The 16,776-nt window shown below is 61.9% G+C and carries 16 protein-coding genes and 1 pseudogene; 10 read left to right on the top strand and 7 right to left on the bottom strand.

Annotation, left to right across the window (positions count from 1 at the left end; genetic code table 11):
• The first annotated feature begins 154 nt into the window (after positions 1–154).
• The 3 genes from BPRO_RS14485 (at position 155) to BPRO_RS14480 (ending at position 1,932) form a co-directional block, all read left to right on the top strand.
• A complete protein-coding gene (locus BPRO_RS14485; RefSeq protein ID WP_011483820.1) occupies positions 155–754 on the top strand; it encodes a TlpA family protein disulfide reductase in 600 nt (199 codons plus the stop codon).
• 93 nt (positions 755–847) lie between these two features.
• Positions 848–1,030, top strand: coding sequence for a hypothetical protein (locus tag BPRO_RS30915; protein ID WP_369794579.1), 183 nt, complete (start codon positions 848–850; stop codon positions 1,028–1,030).
• On the top strand, positions 1,027–1,932 hold the full coding sequence (locus BPRO_RS14480; RefSeq protein ID WP_011483819.1) for a transglutaminase-like domain-containing protein: 906 nt from the start codon (positions 1,027–1,029) through the stop codon (positions 1,930–1,932). Before BPRO_RS30915 ends, BPRO_RS14480 begins: the two co-directional genes overlap by 4 nt.
• Here the strand turns inward: BPRO_RS14480 and BPRO_RS14475 are convergent.
• From BPRO_RS14475 to BPRO_RS14455, 5 genes are all read right to left on the bottom strand, one after another.
• On the bottom strand, positions 1,880–2,791 hold the full coding sequence (locus BPRO_RS14475) for an RluA family pseudouridine synthase (protein ID WP_011483818.1): 912 nt from the start codon (positions 2,789–2,791) through the stop codon (positions 1,880–1,882). The genes BPRO_RS14480 and BPRO_RS14475 overlap by 53 nt on opposite strands.
• Before the next feature lie 24 nt (positions 2,792–2,815).
• Positions 2,816–3,556 (bottom strand): tRNA (guanosine(46)-N7)-methyltransferase TrmB, encoded by a 741-nt coding sequence (trmB, locus tag BPRO_RS14470; RefSeq protein WP_011483817.1) that lies wholly within the window; start codon positions 3,554–3,556, stop codon positions 2,816–2,818.
• A gap of 9 nt (positions 3,557–3,565) precedes the next feature.
• Positions 3,566–4,582: a tRNA glutamyl-Q(34) synthetase GluQRS gene (gene gluQRS, locus BPRO_RS14465; protein WP_011483816.1), complete on the bottom strand. Its 1,017-nt coding sequence runs from the start codon at positions 4,580–4,582 to the stop codon at positions 3,566–3,568.
• 9 nt (positions 4,583–4,591) lie between these two features.
• On the bottom strand, positions 4,592–5,668 hold the full coding sequence (locus BPRO_RS14460; RefSeq protein WP_011483815.1) for an NAD(P)/FAD-dependent oxidoreductase: 1,077 nt from the start codon (positions 5,666–5,668) through the stop codon (positions 4,592–4,594).
• 142 nt (positions 5,669–5,810) lie between these two features.
• Positions 5,811–6,770 carry a LysR family transcriptional regulator gene (locus BPRO_RS14455; protein ID WP_011483814.1) on the bottom strand — a complete coding sequence of 320 codons (960 nt, stop codon included), beginning with the start codon at positions 6,768–6,770 and terminating at the stop codon, positions 5,811–5,813.
• Between the two features lie 114 nt (positions 6,771–6,884).
• Here BPRO_RS14455 and BPRO_RS14450 point away from each other — a divergent pair, with 114 nt between their 5' ends.
• The 6 genes from BPRO_RS14450 (at position 6,885) to BPRO_RS14425 (ending at position 10,857) form a co-directional block, all read left to right on the top strand.
• Entirely contained in the window at positions 6,885–7,586 is a 702-nt protein-coding gene (locus tag BPRO_RS14450; protein WP_011483813.1) for a pirin family protein, read from the top strand.
• A gap of 109 nt (positions 7,587–7,695) precedes the next feature.
• Positions 7,696–8,106, top strand: a complete 411-nt coding sequence (locus BPRO_RS14445; RefSeq protein WP_011483812.1) for a DoxX family protein — start codon at positions 7,696–7,698, stop codon at positions 8,104–8,106.
• Positions 8,107–8,206: 100 nt separating this feature from the next.
• Positions 8,207–8,761, top strand: coding sequence for a flavodoxin family protein (locus BPRO_RS14440; protein WP_011483811.1), 555 nt, complete (start codon positions 8,207–8,209; stop codon positions 8,759–8,761).
• A gap of 57 nt (positions 8,762–8,818) precedes the next feature.
• The gene (locus tag BPRO_RS14435) at positions 8,819–9,226 is read left to right on the top strand and encodes an OsmC family protein (protein WP_011483810.1); all 408 of its coding nucleotides are present in this window, start codon (positions 8,819–8,821) and stop codon (positions 9,224–9,226) included.
• Positions 9,223–10,107, top strand: coding sequence for a pirin family protein (locus BPRO_RS14430; RefSeq protein WP_011483809.1), 885 nt, complete (start codon positions 9,223–9,225; stop codon positions 10,105–10,107). The genes BPRO_RS14435 and BPRO_RS14430 overlap by 4 nt, the downstream gene beginning before the upstream one ends.
• A 54-nt stretch (positions 10,108–10,161) precedes the next feature.
• Entirely contained in the window at positions 10,162–10,857 is a 696-nt protein-coding gene (locus BPRO_RS14425) for a DUF599 domain-containing protein (RefSeq protein ID WP_011483808.1), read from the top strand.
• Between the two features lie 116 nt (positions 10,858–10,973).
• On the opposite strand, the pseudogene egtB reads toward BPRO_RS14425, so the two are convergent.
• Positions 10,974–12,292 (bottom strand): annotated as a pseudogene (egtB, locus tag BPRO_RS14420) (ergothioneine biosynthesis protein EgtB).
• 52 nt (positions 12,293–12,344) lie between these two features.
• A complete protein-coding gene (locus tag BPRO_RS14415; RefSeq protein ID WP_041389846.1) occupies positions 12,345–13,100 on the bottom strand; it encodes a sulfurtransferase in 756 nt (251 codons plus the stop codon).
• A gap of 86 nt (positions 13,101–13,186) precedes the next feature.
• Here BPRO_RS14415 and dnaE point away from each other — a divergent pair, with 86 nt between their 5' ends.
• Entirely contained in the window at positions 13,187–16,708 is a 3,522-nt protein-coding gene (gene dnaE / locus BPRO_RS14410; protein WP_041389844.1) for a DNA polymerase III subunit alpha, read from the top strand.
• Positions 16,709–16,776 lie beyond the last annotated feature (68 nt).

Genomic DNA, 16,776 nt, shown 5'->3' with positions numbered 1-16,776 from the left:
CGATTTAAAAGCAGTTTGATGATTGCATTTGTAGGACTGAATCGCTTTGAATGCAAGGGGTGTTATCCACGGATTCGCCGGGCTGCAACGCGGCAGGCTTGACCGGGAGTTGATCCGCAGTTGATCAGGAGTTGAGGAATACTTGACGAGCTGCGTGGCTTTCCCCGTGGCGCTGCAGATTGTCGGGCGCTCTGGTAGTCTCTTCCCAGCGAATTCGCCGCTAGATTTCCTGCTTATTCCTCATCCGGCTTTCTACCCCCATGCCTATCGAATTTCTGTCCCGCCGGCGGTGGCGCAGGGTCTGACCGGGCCTGCGTATGAGGTGTCCAGGTGGTCCGGCCCGGTGTCCGCGTTTGGGCTGGTGGACACGACCGGGAAAACCTGGCGCCCGGCCGATCTGCAGGGCCGGGCTGTGCTGCTGAACTTCTGGGCCAGCTGGTGTGAACCGTGCCGCGCGGAGATGCCAACGCTTCAGCAGGTGGCCGATCTCTATGGCCCCGACAAGCTGCTGGTACTGGCCATTAACTTCAAGGAGCCAGTGGCCCGTGCGATCCAGTTCGCCAAAACGACGGGTGTGACGATGCTGGTGCTGCTGGACGTGGACGGCAAGGCTGCGCGCCAATGGGGCGTGAAAGTCTTCCCGACCACGCTGACGATAGACAGCCGGGGCCAGCCAAGGCACCGTGTGCAGGGAGAAGTGGACTGGACCAGCAGCGCGGCGGAAAAGTTGATCGCCGGCTTGCTCAAGGCCTGAGTGCAGGGTCGGCCCACCGGCAAAAAACAACGTCTCGAGGTACCTTTACCTGCCTTGATGCACGTTACCCTTTCCTCATCCGGAGATCTTTTCATGACCACCGTACGCCGCACCTTTCTCAAGAACACCGCCGCCGCCCTGGCAGGCACCTCGGCCGCCTGGCCTGCCCTGAATTTCGCGCAGACGCCCGCCCGCCAGACCTTTGCCCGCAAAGCGGGAGCTGGCGCACCTTCGAGGTCACAACACGCGTTGACATCCTCAGGCCGCAGGGCGTGACCCAGGTGTGGCTGCCGATTCCTTCGGTCAACGCCGACTACCAGCGTTCGCTGGAGAACAGTTTTTCCAGCAACGGCACGACACGGCTCACGCAAGACGGACGGGACGGCGTCAAGATGCTGTATGCGGAATTCCCTGCCGCGCAAGGCAAGCCCTTTGTTGAGTTGACCAGCCGGGTCCAGACCCAGGGCCGTGCGGTCGACTGGTCGCAGAAAACCGCCGCGCCGGAGGAGGCCGACACCCTGCGCTATTTCACGCGCCCCACGGCGCTGATCCCGACGGACGGCATCGTCCGGAAAATGGCGCTGTCAGCCACGCGGGGGGCCAGGACCGATGTTGAAAAGGCGCAAAAACTCTACGACTGGATCGTGGCCAATACCTACCGTGAACCCAAGATCCGCGGCTGCGGCGAAGGCGACATCAAGACCATGCTGGAAACCGGCAACCTTGGCGGCAAATGCGCCGATTTGAACGCACTGTTTGTCGGCCTGTGCCGCTCCGAGGTTTATCTCAAGGGATACGGCTGGGCGGCGATGGATCCGGCCGACGTGGCCAAGGTCATGCGCCTGGAAACCGCCAACTGGATCAAAAACATCACGGACCCTGTCGTCGCGCCCGTCAACAAGGCCCTGTTTGGCGGCTGGGAAGGCAACTGGATGGCCTACAACGCTGCGCATGACGTGGCCCTGCCCAAGTCAAGCGGCGAGAAGCTGGGTTTCTTCATGTATCCGATCGCCGAAAACACGGAGGGGCGTGTTGACTCTACGCGCCGGACGATTTCAAGTACCAGATCACGGCCCGCGAAATCATGGCGTGAATGGCCCTTCGCGGGCCGCCCCACTTCCCCGGTCAGGGAAAATCCAGGCCAAACCGGCTCTGGAAATATCGGGCCTGTCCGGTGAGCGGGTCGGTAAACGCGATGGACTTCGCCAGCAACTGCAGCGGGTAGCGGTAGTCGTCATCGGGCGTTGGTTGCACCGGCGGATACATCCGGTCGTTGGTGATGGGCAGGCCCAGCGCATTCATATGCACCCGCAGCTGGTGTTTCTTGCCGGTCACCGGGCTCAGCGCGTAACGTGCCTGCTCGCCGCTGATTTGCAGCAATTCAAGATGCGTCTCGCTATTGGGCTCGCCCGGTACTTCGCGTTGCCGGAAGAAGGGTTCATCCTGCACGATGCGGCTTTTGCGCGTCAGCGGGAAGCGCAGGTCTTCACGCCAAGGGGCCAAAGCTTCGTAGTGCTTGCTGACCGCATGCTGCCTGAACAGGGCCTGGTAGGCGTCGCGCTCGGCGGGGTTCACTGAAAACAGCACCAGGCCTGCCGTTTCGCGGTCGATGCGGTGAATGGGAACCAGGCTGTCGATGCCCAGACGGTTTTTAAGCCGTACCAGCAGTGTCTCCTGCAGGTAGTGGCCCGACGGTGTGACGGGCAAAAAATGCGGCTTGTCGGCCACTACCAGATGCTCGTCCTGGTGCAGCACGGTTTCTTCAAACGGCACGCGCGGCTCGTCGCCCAGCGCGCGGTAGTAGTACACGCGCATGTGGCCGCGGTAAGGGCGACCGGGTGTTACCGCCTCGCCGAACTCATCCGTGACCAGCTCGTCCTGCATGCGCTGAACCCAGACCTCGCGCGCGATGGCGGGAAAGCGCTCCACCAGAAAATCGGTGATGGTGGGCCAGTGGCCTGCGGGCAGGCCCACGCAACTCGGACTCACGCCGTTGCGGGTGGGAAGCCCGTGAATCATCAGGCTTTCGGCATTCATTGCGTGACCGGCTGTCGGAATGTCTCACACACGGGTGAACACCACATCCCAGACACCGTGCCCGAGCTTGATGCCGCGGTTTTCGAACTTGGTCAGGGGGCGGTAGTCGGGCTTGGGCGCGTAACCGCCACCCGATGCATCAGCCGTGTTTTTCAGCAGGGCTTCAGCGCTCAGGACTTCGAGAATCTGTTCGGCGTAAGGCTGCCAGTCGGTGGCGCAGTGCAGGTAGCCGCCGGGTTTGAGCCTGGCCGCCAGCTTGGCAATCAGGGGCGCCTGGATCAGCCGGCGCTTGTTGTGTTTCTTTTTATGCCAGGGGTCGGGAAAGAAGATATGAACGCCGTCCAGGCTGCCGGCTGGCAACATGTTGTCAATGACTTCGACCGCATCGTGCTGCAGGATGCGGATGTTGCCCAGGGTCTGCTCCTGAATGCGCTTGAGCAGCGCGCCGACGCCGGGTGTGTGTACTTCGCAGCAAAGGAAGTTTTTATCGGGGCTCAGGGCCGCAATATGCGCCGTGGCCTCGCCCATGCCGAAGCCGATCTCGAGGATGGTGGGGGCCACACGCCCAAAGGCGGCTGCGAAGTCCAGGGGTTCCGCTTTGTAGGCGAGTAAAAACCGTGGCCCCACGTCGGCAAAGGCCTTGGCCTGGCCGACGGTCGTGCGGCCGGTGCGCCGGACAAAACTGCGGATGTTGCGGGGGTGGCTCGCGTCGGTGGACGGGTGCTCGGGGAGGTTGGCAGCGCTGGGGGAGGGGTTTTCAATCACAACGCAATTTTAGTGCGCCGCGTCTGCATGACGGCTTGCCCACTGGGGCACAGCCTGCTGCAGCCATGCCGCCGGTGTACTGGCCGTCGCATTGTCCTGCAGGCCCAGCAGCTGACCAGCCTGCCGAAGCACGGCAAGCGGGCGAGTGGTGTCCAGTGGCCGGGCGCCGTTTTGCTTGGACAGTTTTTCGCCGTTGGACCCCAGTACCAGCGGTGTGTGCAGGTAACGCGGCTGGGGCAGGCCGAGCGCACGTTGCAACAGGATTTGCCGCGCCGTGTTGTCGGCCAGGTCCTGGCCACGTACCACGTCCGTGACGCCTTGGGCGGCGTCATCTGCCACCACGGCCAGCTGGTAGGCCCAGAAGCCATCAGCGCGCTTGAGTACAAAGTCGCCGACCTCGCGGCCCACGTTTTGCGTCTGGAGACCGAGCAGCCTGTCGTGCCACGCGACCTCGCCCGCAGTCCCTGCGGTTGTTATTGTTTTTGCTATTGATTTATTAGCTGACTTTGTTTGTGGAGATTCGGCCAGCCGTGTGTTTTCTTGCGATGTTTCGGTGAGGAAGCGCCAGGCACGTGCAGGGCGGCCGTGCAGGCCCTGGCGGCATGTGCCGGGATACACCAGCTCGCCATGGCGTTCCCGCGCCTTCCCGCTGGCGGCGTGCGCTCTGGCAATGTCCTGCCGCGTGCAGGCGCAGGGGTAGGCCAGGCGCCGTGCCACGAGTTGATCCAGCGCTTTTTGGTACAGGGCGCCGCGCTGCGACTGGTACACCGGCGCTTCATCGGGCATCAGCCCGCAGGCGGCGAGCTGCGCGAGAATGGTCTGGTCTGCACCCGGTACGCAACGGGGTGTATCGACATCCTCGATGCGCACCAGCCACTGGCCGTGGTGGGCGCGCGCATCGAGCCAGCTGGCCAATGCGGCCACCAGCGAGCCTGCGTGCAGCGGGCCGGTTGGTGAGGGGGCAAACCGGCCAATGTAGGTGCTTCCCACGGCCGTCACCTCGCGTGCAGCACCGCCCCCGGCCATAGGCACTGCCTAAGCGATGGCCAGGGCCATTTCCAGGCCTGACAGGAAACCGTCTTCAACCCGATGGCCCAGGCACCAGTCGCCGCAGGCGCCAATGCGCGATTTCGGGTCCCAGGCATGACTTTTCCCCAGCGGCTCGATGGTTTGGGCATAGCGCCAGCGGTGGGCCACGGCGTGGGGAGGCTGTGCGCGTATGCCGGTCACTTCTGTGAAAGCCTTGAGCAGTTTGGCTTTCACGCGCTCGGTGTCGTCCTCCAGATGGCGCTCGGACCATTCCGGGCTGGCCTGGATTGTCCAGCGCTCGATGGGGCTGCGTCCGGGCTTGGACGACTCGCGGGCCAGCCACGCAATGCGGTGGTGGGTGCTGCGCGCCGCATTCCACTGCGGGCCAAGATGTGACAGCGTGGGCTGGAGGGCTTGCGGAAAGGCCAGCATCAGGCTCCAGCAGGGCGCCACGGTGACGTCGGCAATCGCCGCCATCAGGGGCTTGCCCTGCTGTGAGTTCAGCAGCAAGGCATGCGCCTGCGACGAGGGCACGGCCAACACCACGGCGTCAAAACCCGACTGAACCCGGTTGCCGGCGCCAGGGCCTTCGGTCTGCAGTTGCCAGCGCTCCGGGTGCAGCTTGTCGGGTTCCAGCCGGACCACTTCGGTTTCAAGCACCAGTTTGCCAGCGGCAGCCAAGGGCTCTGCCCACCGGCGAACCAGCGCGTTCATGCCAGGGGTGGCAACCCAGTGGGCCTCCTTGGACGGCAGCGAAGAGGCCACGACGCGGCCCAGCTCATCAAGAATGCGAACGGTGTTGGCGCTCCAGGGGCGTACCAGCCCGGGGGCTGTGGCCAATGCTTTCTCAAAGCGTGCATCACGCACCGTGAAGTACTGGGTGCCATGATCGAATCCGCCAAATTCGCTGTCTCGCGTGGCCATGCGTCCGCCCGCACCCCGGCTTTTCTCGAAGACGGTGACCTGATGCCCGGCTTGCATCAGCGTGCGCGCGCAGGCGATGCCGGCAATGCCGGCACCCACCACGGCGATGTGGCGTTGTTTGGATTTTTCAGGCGAGGCTTTGCGGGATTTCTTTGTCATGTCTCTTTACTTTTTCTGGTTGGGTGAAGGGGTGTTGACTCGGCTATCCATCGTTTAAAAAAACAGTTACAGCGCAACCATAAACGAAAACCATAAGCGCACTCTACACGCAGGAGGCCGCAAGCCGGTCTGCCGGCGGGTTTTACAGCGATTGCTCGCGCTCCAGCAGCGCTTTGCGGGTGGCGGGGCGCTCCAGTTGCCCCAGCCACCACTGCAGGGCGCGCCCTCCGCTGCCGTCGGTCGAGGGGCGCCAGGCGTAACTCACGGGTACCAGGCGTGCGGCCCGCTGCATCTTCTTTTCCACCAACCGGCCAGTCGCGATGTGGGGCCTGGCCAGGTATTCCGGCAGGAAGCCTCCACCCAGGCCGCGCAGCTGCGCATCGAGCTTTTCCTGCATGCCTGGCACGGTAAATATGTCCTGCCCGCCCAGCAGGCCCATCGTCACACCGCTGCCCCGCTGCACCGAGTCGGCGACAGCCACCGCACGGTGCGGCATCAGCATTGCGTCCGTGACGGGTTCAGTGGCCAGGGCCAGCGGGTGATGCGGTGCCACGGCGTAGACGAAATGGATGGTGCCCAGCGGCCTGCTTTGCAGCGACTTGTTGGGCATCGACTTGGTTTCCACGTCAATCGCGACGCCGATCGCCAGGTCGGCCTGGCCGGAGGTCAATGCCTCCAGCGTGCCGGAGAGCGCCTCTTCGCGAATCCGCAGGCGGGTGGGTGGATCCAGCGCAAAAAATGCCTCGCACAGCTCCATAACGGTGGTGCGCGAAATGACGCTGTCGACGGCCAGGGTGAGTTCCGGTTCCCAGCCGGTGGCCACCCGCTTGACGCGATTGGCCACCGCATCGAGCTCAGCCAGCAGCCGGTTGCCTTCGCGAAGCAGCTCCTTGCCGGCTTCGGTCAGTCTGGCCTGGCGCGAGGAGCGGTCAAACAGCAGGACATCGAGCGCATCTTCCACCTGTCGAATCCGGTAGGTCAGGGCGCTGGGCACGACGCCCAGTTCGCGGGCGGCCGCAGCCATGCTTCCAGTGCGGTGCACGGCACCGATCAGTCCAATGGCTTCGGGGGTGAGGGCGTCACGGACTGCATTGTTAATCATTTAGGGTCTGATGATTCAAATAATTTGAATGATGCCATCAAATGAAGGCAACGGCCACAAGGGTGCCGGAACTTACAGTGGAGTCATTGCAACGCACCTTGAAAGGAGCACCGGATGATGACCTTAAGAACTTCCAGCGAACGCGGCTATGCCGACCACGGGTGGCTCAAGTCCTTCCATTCCTTCTCGTTTGCCGGCTATTACGACCCGGCCCACATGGGCTTTGGCAATCTGCGCGTCATCAATGAAGACCGCATCGCGGCGGGCAGGGGCTTTGGCACGCACAGCCACCGCGACATGGAAATCATCAGCTACGTACTGAGTGGCGAACTCGCGCACAAGGACAGCATCGGTAACGTGAAGGGTATCCCGCCCGGTGATGTTCAGCGCATGAGCGCAGGCACGGGCGTGCAGCACAGCGAATTCAACCATGCCGAGGGACAGACCACGCACTTCCTGCAGATCTGGATCGAACCGAACGTGACTGGGATCCCTCCCAGCTACGAGCAGAAAACTTTTCTGGACACCGAGAAGCGCGGCGCACTGCGCCTGGTGGCTTCGCCGGACGGGGCACAGGGGTCGGTCATCATTCATGCCGACGCCAGAATTCGTGCCGGGTTGTTTGACGGTGATGAATCTGCCACGCTGGCGCTGGATCCTTCGCGTAAAACCTATGTGCACCTGATCCGGGGGCAGCTTGAGGTGAATGGGCAACTGCTTCGCGCGGGGGATGCGGCCGCGCTGCAATCGGAAAGCCGGTTGCAGCTCGCTCGCGGGCAGTCCGCCGAAGTGCTGGTATTTGACCTGGCACCCTGAAGCGTTGCCCGACTGAAAGCCTAAAGGCAGGCTCAAATTAATAGTGCTTGCCTATCGTATTTTTTTAATCCATCATTTTTCTCGTTTGTATTTTTAATAAGGACTCATCATGTTTGCATCTCTCCAAAATCCCCTGTCGCTGATTGGCCGCGTCTTGCTGGCGTTGCTGTTTGTGCCTGCGGGTTTCAGCAAGGTTGGCGGCTTTGCCGGCACCACCGGTTACATCGCATCCCAGGGCGTTCCATTTCCTGAACTGGCCACTGCGGCCGCGATTGGTGTCGAGCTGGGCCTGGGGCTGCTGCTGCTGGTCGGTCTGCAAACCCGCTGGGCAGCCTTGGGCATCGCCCTGTTCACCGTCGTGATCACCTTTATCTTTCACAAGTACTGGGCGGTGCCGGCTGAGCAGGTCATGATGCAGCAGCAGGCCTTCTTCAAGAACATTGCCGTGGTCGGTGGCCTGCTCACGGTGGCCGCATGGGGTGCCGGTGCCTGGAGCCTGGACGCCAAGCGCGCAGACTAATCGTGGGCCGCTGCCGCGGCAGGTGTGGAGCCCTGCCGCGGCGGTTGATGTTTCGGATTCTTCCTGATCTATTCTTCAGCTTTCTTCAACGGAGACAAGAATGCCGAAAGTCGTAGTGCTCTACCACTCCGGGTATGGCCATACCCAGCGCATGGCGCAATCGGTGGCGCAAGGCGCTGGGGCCGAGCTCCTGGCCATTGACGCCGATGGCAACCTGCCCGACGGCGGCTGGGAAACGCTCAATGCGGCAGACGCCATCATCATGGGCTCTCCCACCTACATGGGAAGCGTGAGCTGGCAGTTCAAGAAGTTCGCCGACGCTTCTTCAAAGCCCTGGTACACGCAGGCCTGGAAAGACAAGCTGTTTGCCGGCTTCACCAACAGCGCGGCACTCGATGGCGACAAGATGTCGACGCTCAATTACCTTTTTACCCTGGCCATGCAGCATGGGGGTATCTGGGTCAGCCAGGGCGTCTTGCCCAGCACCAGCAAGGCCGCGCAGCGTGATGATGCCAATTACCTGGGCTCCTACCGCGGTGCCATCGCCCAGTCGCCGTCGGATGCGGGTGCCGGCGAAATGTTTCCAGGCGACCTGGAGACGGCCCGGAGCCTGGGTGAACGTGTGGCCGAGGTGGCGGGAAAGTTTCAGCGTTAAAGTCAGGTACGCACCACCTTATTTCCCGTTTACCTTTCATTCGCACAGGAATTCTTCATGTCCATCGAACTGCACCGCGACCGCTCGGCGGCAATGGCCCAGAAACTCAGCATCCGCAGCCATGCGCTGATGGTTGACGGGAGCGTGGCCGAGGGCGGCGCCGACACTGGCCCCAGCCCGCACGATTTGTACGATGCCGCGCTGGGCGCATGCAAGGCCGTTACCCTCATGTGGTACGCCCGCAAGAAAGGGATCCCGGTCGACGACATCCATACCGTGGTGGAGCGCGACGACTCCGGCGAGCGCAGCGGCGTGTACCGGCTGGCGACCACCTTGCGGATCCAGGGTGACCTGACGGATGCCCAGCTGGAGGAGTTGCAGGCGGTTGCGCAAAAATGCCCCGTCCACAAACTGATGACCACCGTTACCACTGAAATCACAACCAATGTGGAGAGGCTGTCATGAGCGTGCAACTCAAGCTGACCGGGCACAACAAGGATCTGGGCGGAGGCTTCGTGGTGCGGCGCCTGTTGCCTGCGGTGCAGAGGCAGTCTGTGGGGCCTTTCATCTTTTTTGATCACTTCGGCCCGGTCACGGTGCAGCCGGGCGCCAGCCATGATGTGCGGCCGCATCCGCATATCGGGTTGGCCACGGTCACTTACCTGTTTGAAGGCGCGATGATGCATCGCGACAGCGTGGGCTCTGTCCAGCGCATCGAGCCTGGCGCGATCAACTGGATGACGGCCGGGCGCGGCATCGTGCACTCCGAGCGCGCGCCCGAGGATCTGCGGAACAAGGCTTATGTGAACCATGGCCTGCAGCTGTGGGCTGCCTTGCCGCAGGCTTATGAAGAAGCGGCCCCCTGCTTTTCACACACTCCCGCGTCGGCCATTCCCGCGGTGTCGGTGGGCGGAGCCGACGTGCGCGTGCTGATTGGCGAGGCGTTTGGCGCAACATCGCCGGTCAAGACATTCTCCAAAACGATTTACCTGGATATCCAACTCGCGGCAAATGCGGCGCTGCAATTGCCGGCGCTGGCCGAGGAGCTTGCGCTTTATGCCGTGGAGGGGGATGTGACAGTGGACGGCGAGCCGGTTGTGGCTGGCACCCTGGCCACTTTGGCGGCTGGTACTGTCGTGACCATCGGTAGCAGCGCGCCGGCGCGGCTGGTGGTGATAGGCGGTGAGCCGCTCGATGCCCCCCGGTTTATCTGGTGGAACTTTGTGTCCAGCCAGAAGGCGCGCATTGTGCAAGCCAGTGATGACTGGGAGGCTCAAGCCATGGGTCATGTGGGCGGGGAAACCGAATTCATTCCCCTGCCTGAACGAAAGTTCGCCGTCAGTTAGGAACTGCCTTTTCGCGTCGATTTTTTGGAAGTATCTTGCACGTAAGATGGTGCGATGAAAATCTTCGCGCTGCTTCCCTGGAGTGACTGGCTGGCCATCGCCTGGTTTTTTTCGGGCTGGATAGGCTATGCCTGGTTTGCCTGGCATTACGGCGTGAAGCGGCCTTCGCTGCTGCAAACCACCAACCGCTACCGGCACTACTGGCTGTTGCAGGCCACCGCCCGCGACCCGCGCGTCATCGACGGCATCATCACGCAAAACCTGTCGAGCACGCCGGCCTTTTTTTCGTCAACCACCATCATCATCATCGGTGGCCTGTTCGCGCTGCTGGGGACGACCGACAAGGCGACCGAGCTGGTGCGGGAAATCCCCTTCGCGGTCCGGACCTCTGTGCTGATTTTTGACCTCAAGGTCATCATGATGGTGGGCGTGTTTGTGTACGCTTTTTTCCGTTTCAGCTGGTCCATGCGCCAATACACCTTTGTCGCGCTGGTGATCGGCTCCATGCCGTCGCCGCAGGAGTTCGAGCAGGGCAAGTTTGACCGTGAAGTGTTTGCCAGGCGGGCCAGCCGCCTGGTGGGCCTGGCTGCCGAAACCTTCAACGACGGGCTGCGTGGCTACTACTTCAGTTTTGCCATCATGGCGTGGTTTTTCTCGACCATCGCCTTCGCACTGGCCACGGCTGTGGTGGTGCTCATTCTCTACAACCGCGAGTTTGACTCGGATGTGCTGGGTGTCTTGCGGGAGTAAGTAGCCCCCACGCTTGCCACTTCGTGTGCTGCGCTGCCCCCCGAGGGGGCTGTGCTTGCTTGGGGCGGCCCTGCGCGGCGCACGCCCGGCGGAGAATTTTCTCTTCGTTGAAACTCTCAGGTGATGTCGCGCGCCAGCCGCAGGCCGCTGAACTGCCATTGGGCATCGGGCGGGAAGAAGTTGCGGTAGCTCGCGCGGAGATGGCTTTGCGGCGTGGCGCACGAGCCGCCGCGCAGCACAAACTGGTTGCACATGAACTTGCCGTTGTATTCGCCCACCAGCCCCTCCCAAGGCTTGTAGCCGGGGTAGGGGTTGTAGCTGGACTGTGTCCACTCCCACACATCGCCAAACATCTGCGCGGGAGCGCCCTGGCTGGGCTGCTGCAGCGGCAAGGGGTGGTAGGCAGCATTCTCGACAAAGTTTCCCGACCTTTCGCCTGACACGGGCAGGGCGCGGGCCGCCGCTTCCCATTCGAACTCGGTAGGAAGCCGTGCACCGGCCCAACGCGCAAACGCATCGGCCTCAAAGTAGCTCAGATGGCACGCGGGGGTGTTCGGGTCCACTTCCACCAGTCCTTGCAGCGTGAAGTTGCGGTAGTTGCCATCTGCGTATGTATCGAGGGGATCGCCCTGCCAGTACAACGGCAAATGGCGCTGGCCGGCCTCCACCCAGTCCCAGCCCATGGACAGCCATAACTCGGGCCGCTGATTGCCGCCATCGGCGATGAAGGCCATCATTTCCCCATTGGTCACCAGCCTGTTCGCCAGATCAAACGGGCAATGTAGACGCGATGACGCGGCGTTTCGTTGTCAAACGCAAACCCGCCGTCCTGCCCGACGTCAAATCCGTGGTCCGTCAGGCCGCCAGCGTAGCCATGCCAGCGCATCGGCTGGGGATGGATGCCGGCCAGCGGCCAGCGTCTGGCATAGGCCGGATGCTGCGGATTGAAGGACAGGGCATGCTTGATGTCGGTGAGCAGCAGCTCCTGGTGCTGTTGCTCGTGATGCAGGCCCAGCGTGACGAGTTGCGCGAGTTCGCCCTGGTCGGCCAGCCGGCCCGCAGCCAGCACACGTTCATTGACCTGTGCACGGTAAGCCAGTATTTCCTCAAGCGAAGGGCGGCTGATCAGGCCGCGCTGTGGCCGCGGGTATTTAGCCCCAACACCGTTGTAATAGCTGTTGAACAGTACGCGAAAGCCAGGATTGAAAGGTGTGAAGCCCGGCTCGAATCTCTCGAGGACGAAGGTCTCAAAAAACCAGGTGAGGTGCGCCAGATGCCACTTGGCGGGACTCACATCCGGCATGGACTGGAGCTGGCAATCTTCAGCACTTAGCGGCTGTATGAGCACCTCGGTCTGGGCGCGGACCTGTTGAAAGCATTTCCCGAGGTCAGAACCCGGGGTGACGGTGCGAAGAGCGGGTTGTGAGGGAGCCATGGGTTATCGCCTTGGGGGAGTGAGCTCCACAGCTTTCCATGCCTTGCCGGTGTCAGGTGTCAGACAAGGCGCCGACATGCACCCGGGGGGTGAGCGCCGGATCCAGCGCCCGGCGTTCGTCGAACACAAAACACTCGCCCTCGAAATGGGCGTGACCGCTCTCTTCAAAATATTTCAGGATGCCACCGTCGAGCTGGTAAACATGGTTGACGCCGGCCTCCTGCATGAGAATCGCGGCTTTTTCACAGCGGATCCCGCCCGTGCAAAAACTCACCACCGTCTTGCCCTGCAGCTCATCACGGTGATCCAGCAAGGCCTGCGGAAACTCGGTGAACTTGTCGATGCGCCAGTCGATGGCATTCCTGAAGGTGCCCACATCGACCTCAAAGGCGTTGCGTGTGTCCAAAGTCACCACGGGGCGCCCCTCGTCGTCGTGCCCGCAGTCCAGCCAACGCTTGAGCGTGGTGGCGTTAACCGCTGGTGCCCGACCGGCAGAGGGCCGGATAGCCGGGTGGTTCATGCGGATAATCTCAGGCTTGACCTTGACCAGCAACTTGCGAAAGGGCTGTGCCGTTGACCAGCTTTCCTTGGTTTCCAGGTCATGAAAACGGGCGTCGGTTCGCAGCCATGCCAAAAAATCATGAATGTCGGCGCGGCCGGCGGCCAGAAAGAGGTTGATGCCTTCTTCCGCGAGCAGCACGGTACCCTTGATGCCGCGCGATTGCGCGGCCGTCAGCACGGCCGCCTGCAGCTCGGGCAGGCGGTCCAGTGCGACAAATTTATAGGCTGCAATATTCAGAATTTGCATGTTGCCGCTCATTGTAGGCAAGGTGTCCATGGGCAATGCGGGTAATCAGCAAAATGCGCGTGGGCCCCAGCCCTAAAATGAAGCGCATGTTTGTCCATTTACGTATCCATACCGAGTTTTCAGTCGTCGACGGCACCAACCGCATTGATGAAATCGTCCAGGCTGCCGCCGCAGACCAGCAGCCGGCGCTGGCCATTACCGACCTGAGCAACCTGTTTGGCACGGTCAAGTTTTACAAGGAAGGCCGCGGCGCCGGGGTGAAGCCTTTGATAGGCGCCGACGTCTGGGTTCAGGTTCCAGGCAAAGATGCTGCGGCGCCTGCGGCCCGCCTGCTGCTGCTGGTGCAAAACCACAGGGGTTACCTCAACCTGTCCGAGTTGCTCACGCGCGCCTGGACCAGAAACGTGGTGCGCGACCAGGCCGTGATCAAGCTGGAATGGCTTGAAGAGCTGAACGAGGGCCTGATTGCGCTGTCGGGTGCCCAGGGGGGCGCCGTGGGCCAGGCCCTGCTTCAGGGGGACGACGCACGGGCGCTGGAATGCGCCCTGCACCTGGCGGGTCTGTTTCCCCACCGCTTTTACCTGGAGCTGCAGCGCGCCCAGCGCCCTGACGACGAGCGCCATGTGGCGGCGGCCGTCCAGCTGGCTGCCCGGCTCAAGCTGCCGGTGGTGGCCACGCATCCCGTGCAGTTCCTCACCTACGACGACTACGAGGCGCACGAGGCGCGGGTCTGCATTGCCGAAGGTGAAATACTGGGGAACACACGCCGTGTGCGCAAGTTCACGCGCGAGCAATATTTCAAGTCGGCAGCGCAAATGACGCAGCTCTTTGCCGATGTGCCGTCGGCGCTGGCCAATACGCTGGAAATTGCCAGGCGCTGCAACCTCAAGCTCGAGCTGGGCAAGCCCATGCTGCCTGATTACCCCACGCCGGAAGTCGAGGGCGTGCGCATGCCCATCGATGCCTACTTTCGCCATGCCTCGTTTGAAGGGCTGGAAGAGCGCCTGGCGCACTTGTATCCCAACGAAGCATTGCGGGACCAGAAACGGCCGGTGTATGTGGAGCGGCTGGAGTTCGAGATCAACACCATTCTGAAGATGGGTTTCCCGGGCTACTTCCTGATCGTGGGCGACTTCATCAACTGGGCCAAAAACAATGGCTGCCCGGTGGGGCCGGGGCGCGGTTCGGGTGCGGGCTCGCTGGTGGCGTATGCGCTGAGGATTACCGACCTGGACCCGCTGCAATACAACCTGCTGTTCGAGCGCTTCCTGAACCCGGAGCGGGTCTCCATGCCCGACTTTGATATTGATTTTTGCCAAAGCAATCGTGACCGCGTGATTGACTATGTGAAAGACAAATACGGCCATGATGCGGTCAGCCAGATCGTGACCTTTGGCACCATGGCGGCGCGCGCGGCGATTCGCGATGTGGGCCGTGTGCTTGATTTTCCCTATGGTTTTTGCGATGGAATTTCCAAGCTGATTCCGAACAAGCCGGGGCAGGCCGTGACGCTGCAATTGCTCCCCGCCGAACGCAAAAAAAATGACAAGATGGTCTATGCGTTGGAAGCCGAACCGGTTTTGGCCGAGCGCGAGCGCAAGGAAGAAGACGTGCACACGCTGCTGGACCTGGCCCGCAAGCTGGAAGGCCTGACGCGCAACGTCGGCATGCACGCCGGGGGGGTGTTGATTGCGCCCGGCAAGCTGACTGACTTTTGCCCGCTGTATTTGCAGCCCGGCAGCGGCTCGGCGGTGAGCCAGTTTGACAAAAACGATGTGGAGGCGATTGGCCTCGTCAAGTTCGACTTTTTGGGCCTGGCCACGCTGACCATTCTGGAAATCGCCAGAGAGTTCATCATTCAGCGCCACCCCTCGCAAAAAGATTTCAAATTTGAGAACCTATCGCTCAACGATGCGCGGGTTTATGCACTGTTTGCCGAGGGCAATACCGAAGCCGTTTTCCAGTTTGAAAGTATCGGCATGCAGCGCATGCTCAAAGACGCCAAACCGAACCGGCTCGAAGACCTGATCGCGATGAACGCGTTGTACCGCCCCGGCCCGATGGACCTGATTCCGACCTACATTGCCCGCAAACAGGGCAAGGAAGTGCCCGAGTACCCGGACCCCCGCGTCAAGCCGATTCTGGAGGAGACCTACGGCATCATGGTCTACCAGGAGCAGGTGATGCAGACCGCGCAGATATTGGGCGGTTACTCGCTGGGCGGTGCCGACATGCTGCGCCGCGCCATGGGTAAAAAAGATGAGAAAGAGATGGCTTCGCAGCGGGATATCTTCCGCAAAGGTGCAGGCGTCAATGGCCTGACCCAGGAAAAAGCCGACGAAGTTTTTGACCTGATGGAAAAGTTTGCGGGCTACGGCTTCAACAAGTCGCACTCGGCCGCTTACGCCCTGCTGGCCTACCACACGGCCTGGCTCAAGGTGCACTACACCGCCGAATTCTTTGCGGCCAACATGACCGTGGAGATGGACGACACCGACAAGCTCAAAATACTGTTTGGCGATGCGCAAAAAATGGGCATCCAGTTCGAGTCGCCCGACATCAACCGCGGCGACTACCGGTTTGAACCCATCAGCGCTACCGCCGTGCGTTATGGCCTGGGTGCCGTCAAGGGCACCGGCCAGCAGGCGATTGCGGCCATCGTGGCGGCTCGACAGGAAGGAGGGCCTTTCACCTCGCTCTACGACTTCTGCGTGCGGGTCGACCGCAGCAAGCTGAACAAGCGCACGGTGGAGGCGCTCATCAAGGGCGGGGCGTTTGACAACCTGCATCTGAACCGTGCCGAGCTGCTGGCGTCGGTAGACCGTGCCTTCGAATTTGCCGCCGCCACCGAGGCCAATGCCAACCAGGGCGGGCTGTTTGACATGTCCGACTCGCATGCCGCCAGCACGCAGGAGCCGCCGCTGGTCGAGGCCGTGCCATTCGGTGTGAAGGCGCGTCTGGTACTTGAAAAAACCGCCATCGGTTTTTACCTGTCAGGCCACTTGTTCGATGAGGTCGAGGCCGAAGTGCGGCAGTTTGCCAAGCGCAAGATTGAAGACCTGATCGACTCCCGCGAGCCGCAGCTGCTGGCTGCCATCCTCAGTGACTTGCGCGTGATCAACGGCAACCGGGGCAAGCTGATCATATTCAAGCTAGACGACAAAACCGATGTACTGGAAGCCTCGGTGGACGAGACCGTCTTCAACGCCAACCGCAACCTGCTGAAAGACGACGAGCTGGTGATTGTGCAGGGCACGCTGCAGGGCGCCTCCGAGCGTTTCGGGCGGCGCTTCAAGGTCACGCAGGTGTGGGACCTTGAAACCGCGCGCTGCAAGTTCGGCAAATATTTGCGCGTGGCGGTCAATGGCGCAGCGCCCGATATTTCACGGCTGGTCCGCGACTTTCCACCGCGCCCCGAAATGACGGAGCAGGGGGAACTGAAGCGCGGTTTACCGGTGCGCCTGAGCCTGCGCCGACAAGACGGCAGGGTGGGCGCCACCGCCGAACTTCATCTGGGTGAAGCCGCCCGGTTCTTTCCGACCGATGCCGCGCTGGCCAGCTGGATGGCGCAGGCCGACCGGGGGCTGGTGCAGATTGTTTATGAGTGAAACAGGGCCTGAACCCAGAACCCCATGACCCGATCGGTACAGGGGCGGGCGGCAAGCTGATGGATGGA

The sequence above is a fragment of the Polaromonas sp. JS666 genome (genome assembly GCF_000013865.1).
Lineage (GTDB): Bacteria > Pseudomonadota > Gammaproteobacteria > Burkholderiales > Burkholderiaceae_C > Polaromonas.
Note: the sequence above shows the minus strand (reverse complement) of the source record. Positions and strands in the feature narration are given on the sequence as shown.

Excerpts from the sequence above, each read along its gene's own strand:
- BPRO_RS14455 (WP_011483814.1), bottom strand. The coding sequence starts at position 6,770 with ATGATTAACAATGCAGTCCGTGACGCCCTCACCCCCGAAGCCATTGGA.
- BPRO_RS14450 (WP_011483813.1), top strand. The coding sequence starts at position 6,885 with ATGATGACCTTAAGAACTTCCAGCGAACGCGGCTATGCCGACCACGGG.
- BPRO_RS14435 (WP_011483810.1), top strand. The coding sequence starts at position 8,819 with ATGTCCATCGAACTGCACCGCGACCGCTCGGCGGCAATGGCCCAGAAA.
- BPRO_RS30915 (WP_369794579.1), top strand. The coding sequence starts at position 848 with ATGACCACCGTACGCCGCACCTTTCTCAAGAACACCGCCGCCGCCCTG.
- BPRO_RS14475 (WP_011483818.1), bottom strand. The coding sequence starts at position 2,791 with ATGAATGCCGAAAGCCTGATGATTCACGGGCTTCCCACCCGCAACGGC.
- dnaE (WP_041389844.1), top strand. The coding sequence starts at position 13,187 with ATGTTTGTCCATTTACGTATCCATACCGAGTTTTCAGTCGTCGACGGC.
- BPRO_RS14445 (WP_011483812.1), top strand. The coding sequence starts at position 7,696 with ATGTTTGCATCTCTCCAAAATCCCCTGTCGCTGATTGGCCGCGTCTTG.
- BPRO_RS14425 (WP_011483808.1), top strand. The coding sequence starts at position 10,162 with ATGAAAATCTTCGCGCTGCTTCCCTGGAGTGACTGGCTGGCCATCGCC.
- BPRO_RS14460 (WP_011483815.1), bottom strand. The coding sequence starts at position 5,668 with ATGACAAAGAAATCCCGCAAAGCCTCGCCTGAAAAATCCAAACAACGC.
- BPRO_RS14415 (WP_041389846.1), bottom strand. The coding sequence starts at position 13,100 with ATGCAAATTCTGAATATTGCAGCCTATAAATTTGTCGCACTGGACCGC.
- BPRO_RS14440 (WP_011483811.1), top strand. The coding sequence starts at position 8,207 with ATGCCGAAAGTCGTAGTGCTCTACCACTCCGGGTATGGCCATACCCAG.
- BPRO_RS14430 (WP_011483809.1), top strand. The coding sequence starts at position 9,223 with ATGAGCGTGCAACTCAAGCTGACCGGGCACAACAAGGATCTGGGCGGA.
- gluQRS (WP_011483816.1), bottom strand. The coding sequence starts at position 4,582 with ATGGCCGGGGGCGGTGCTGCACGCGAGGTGACGGCCGTGGGAAGCACC.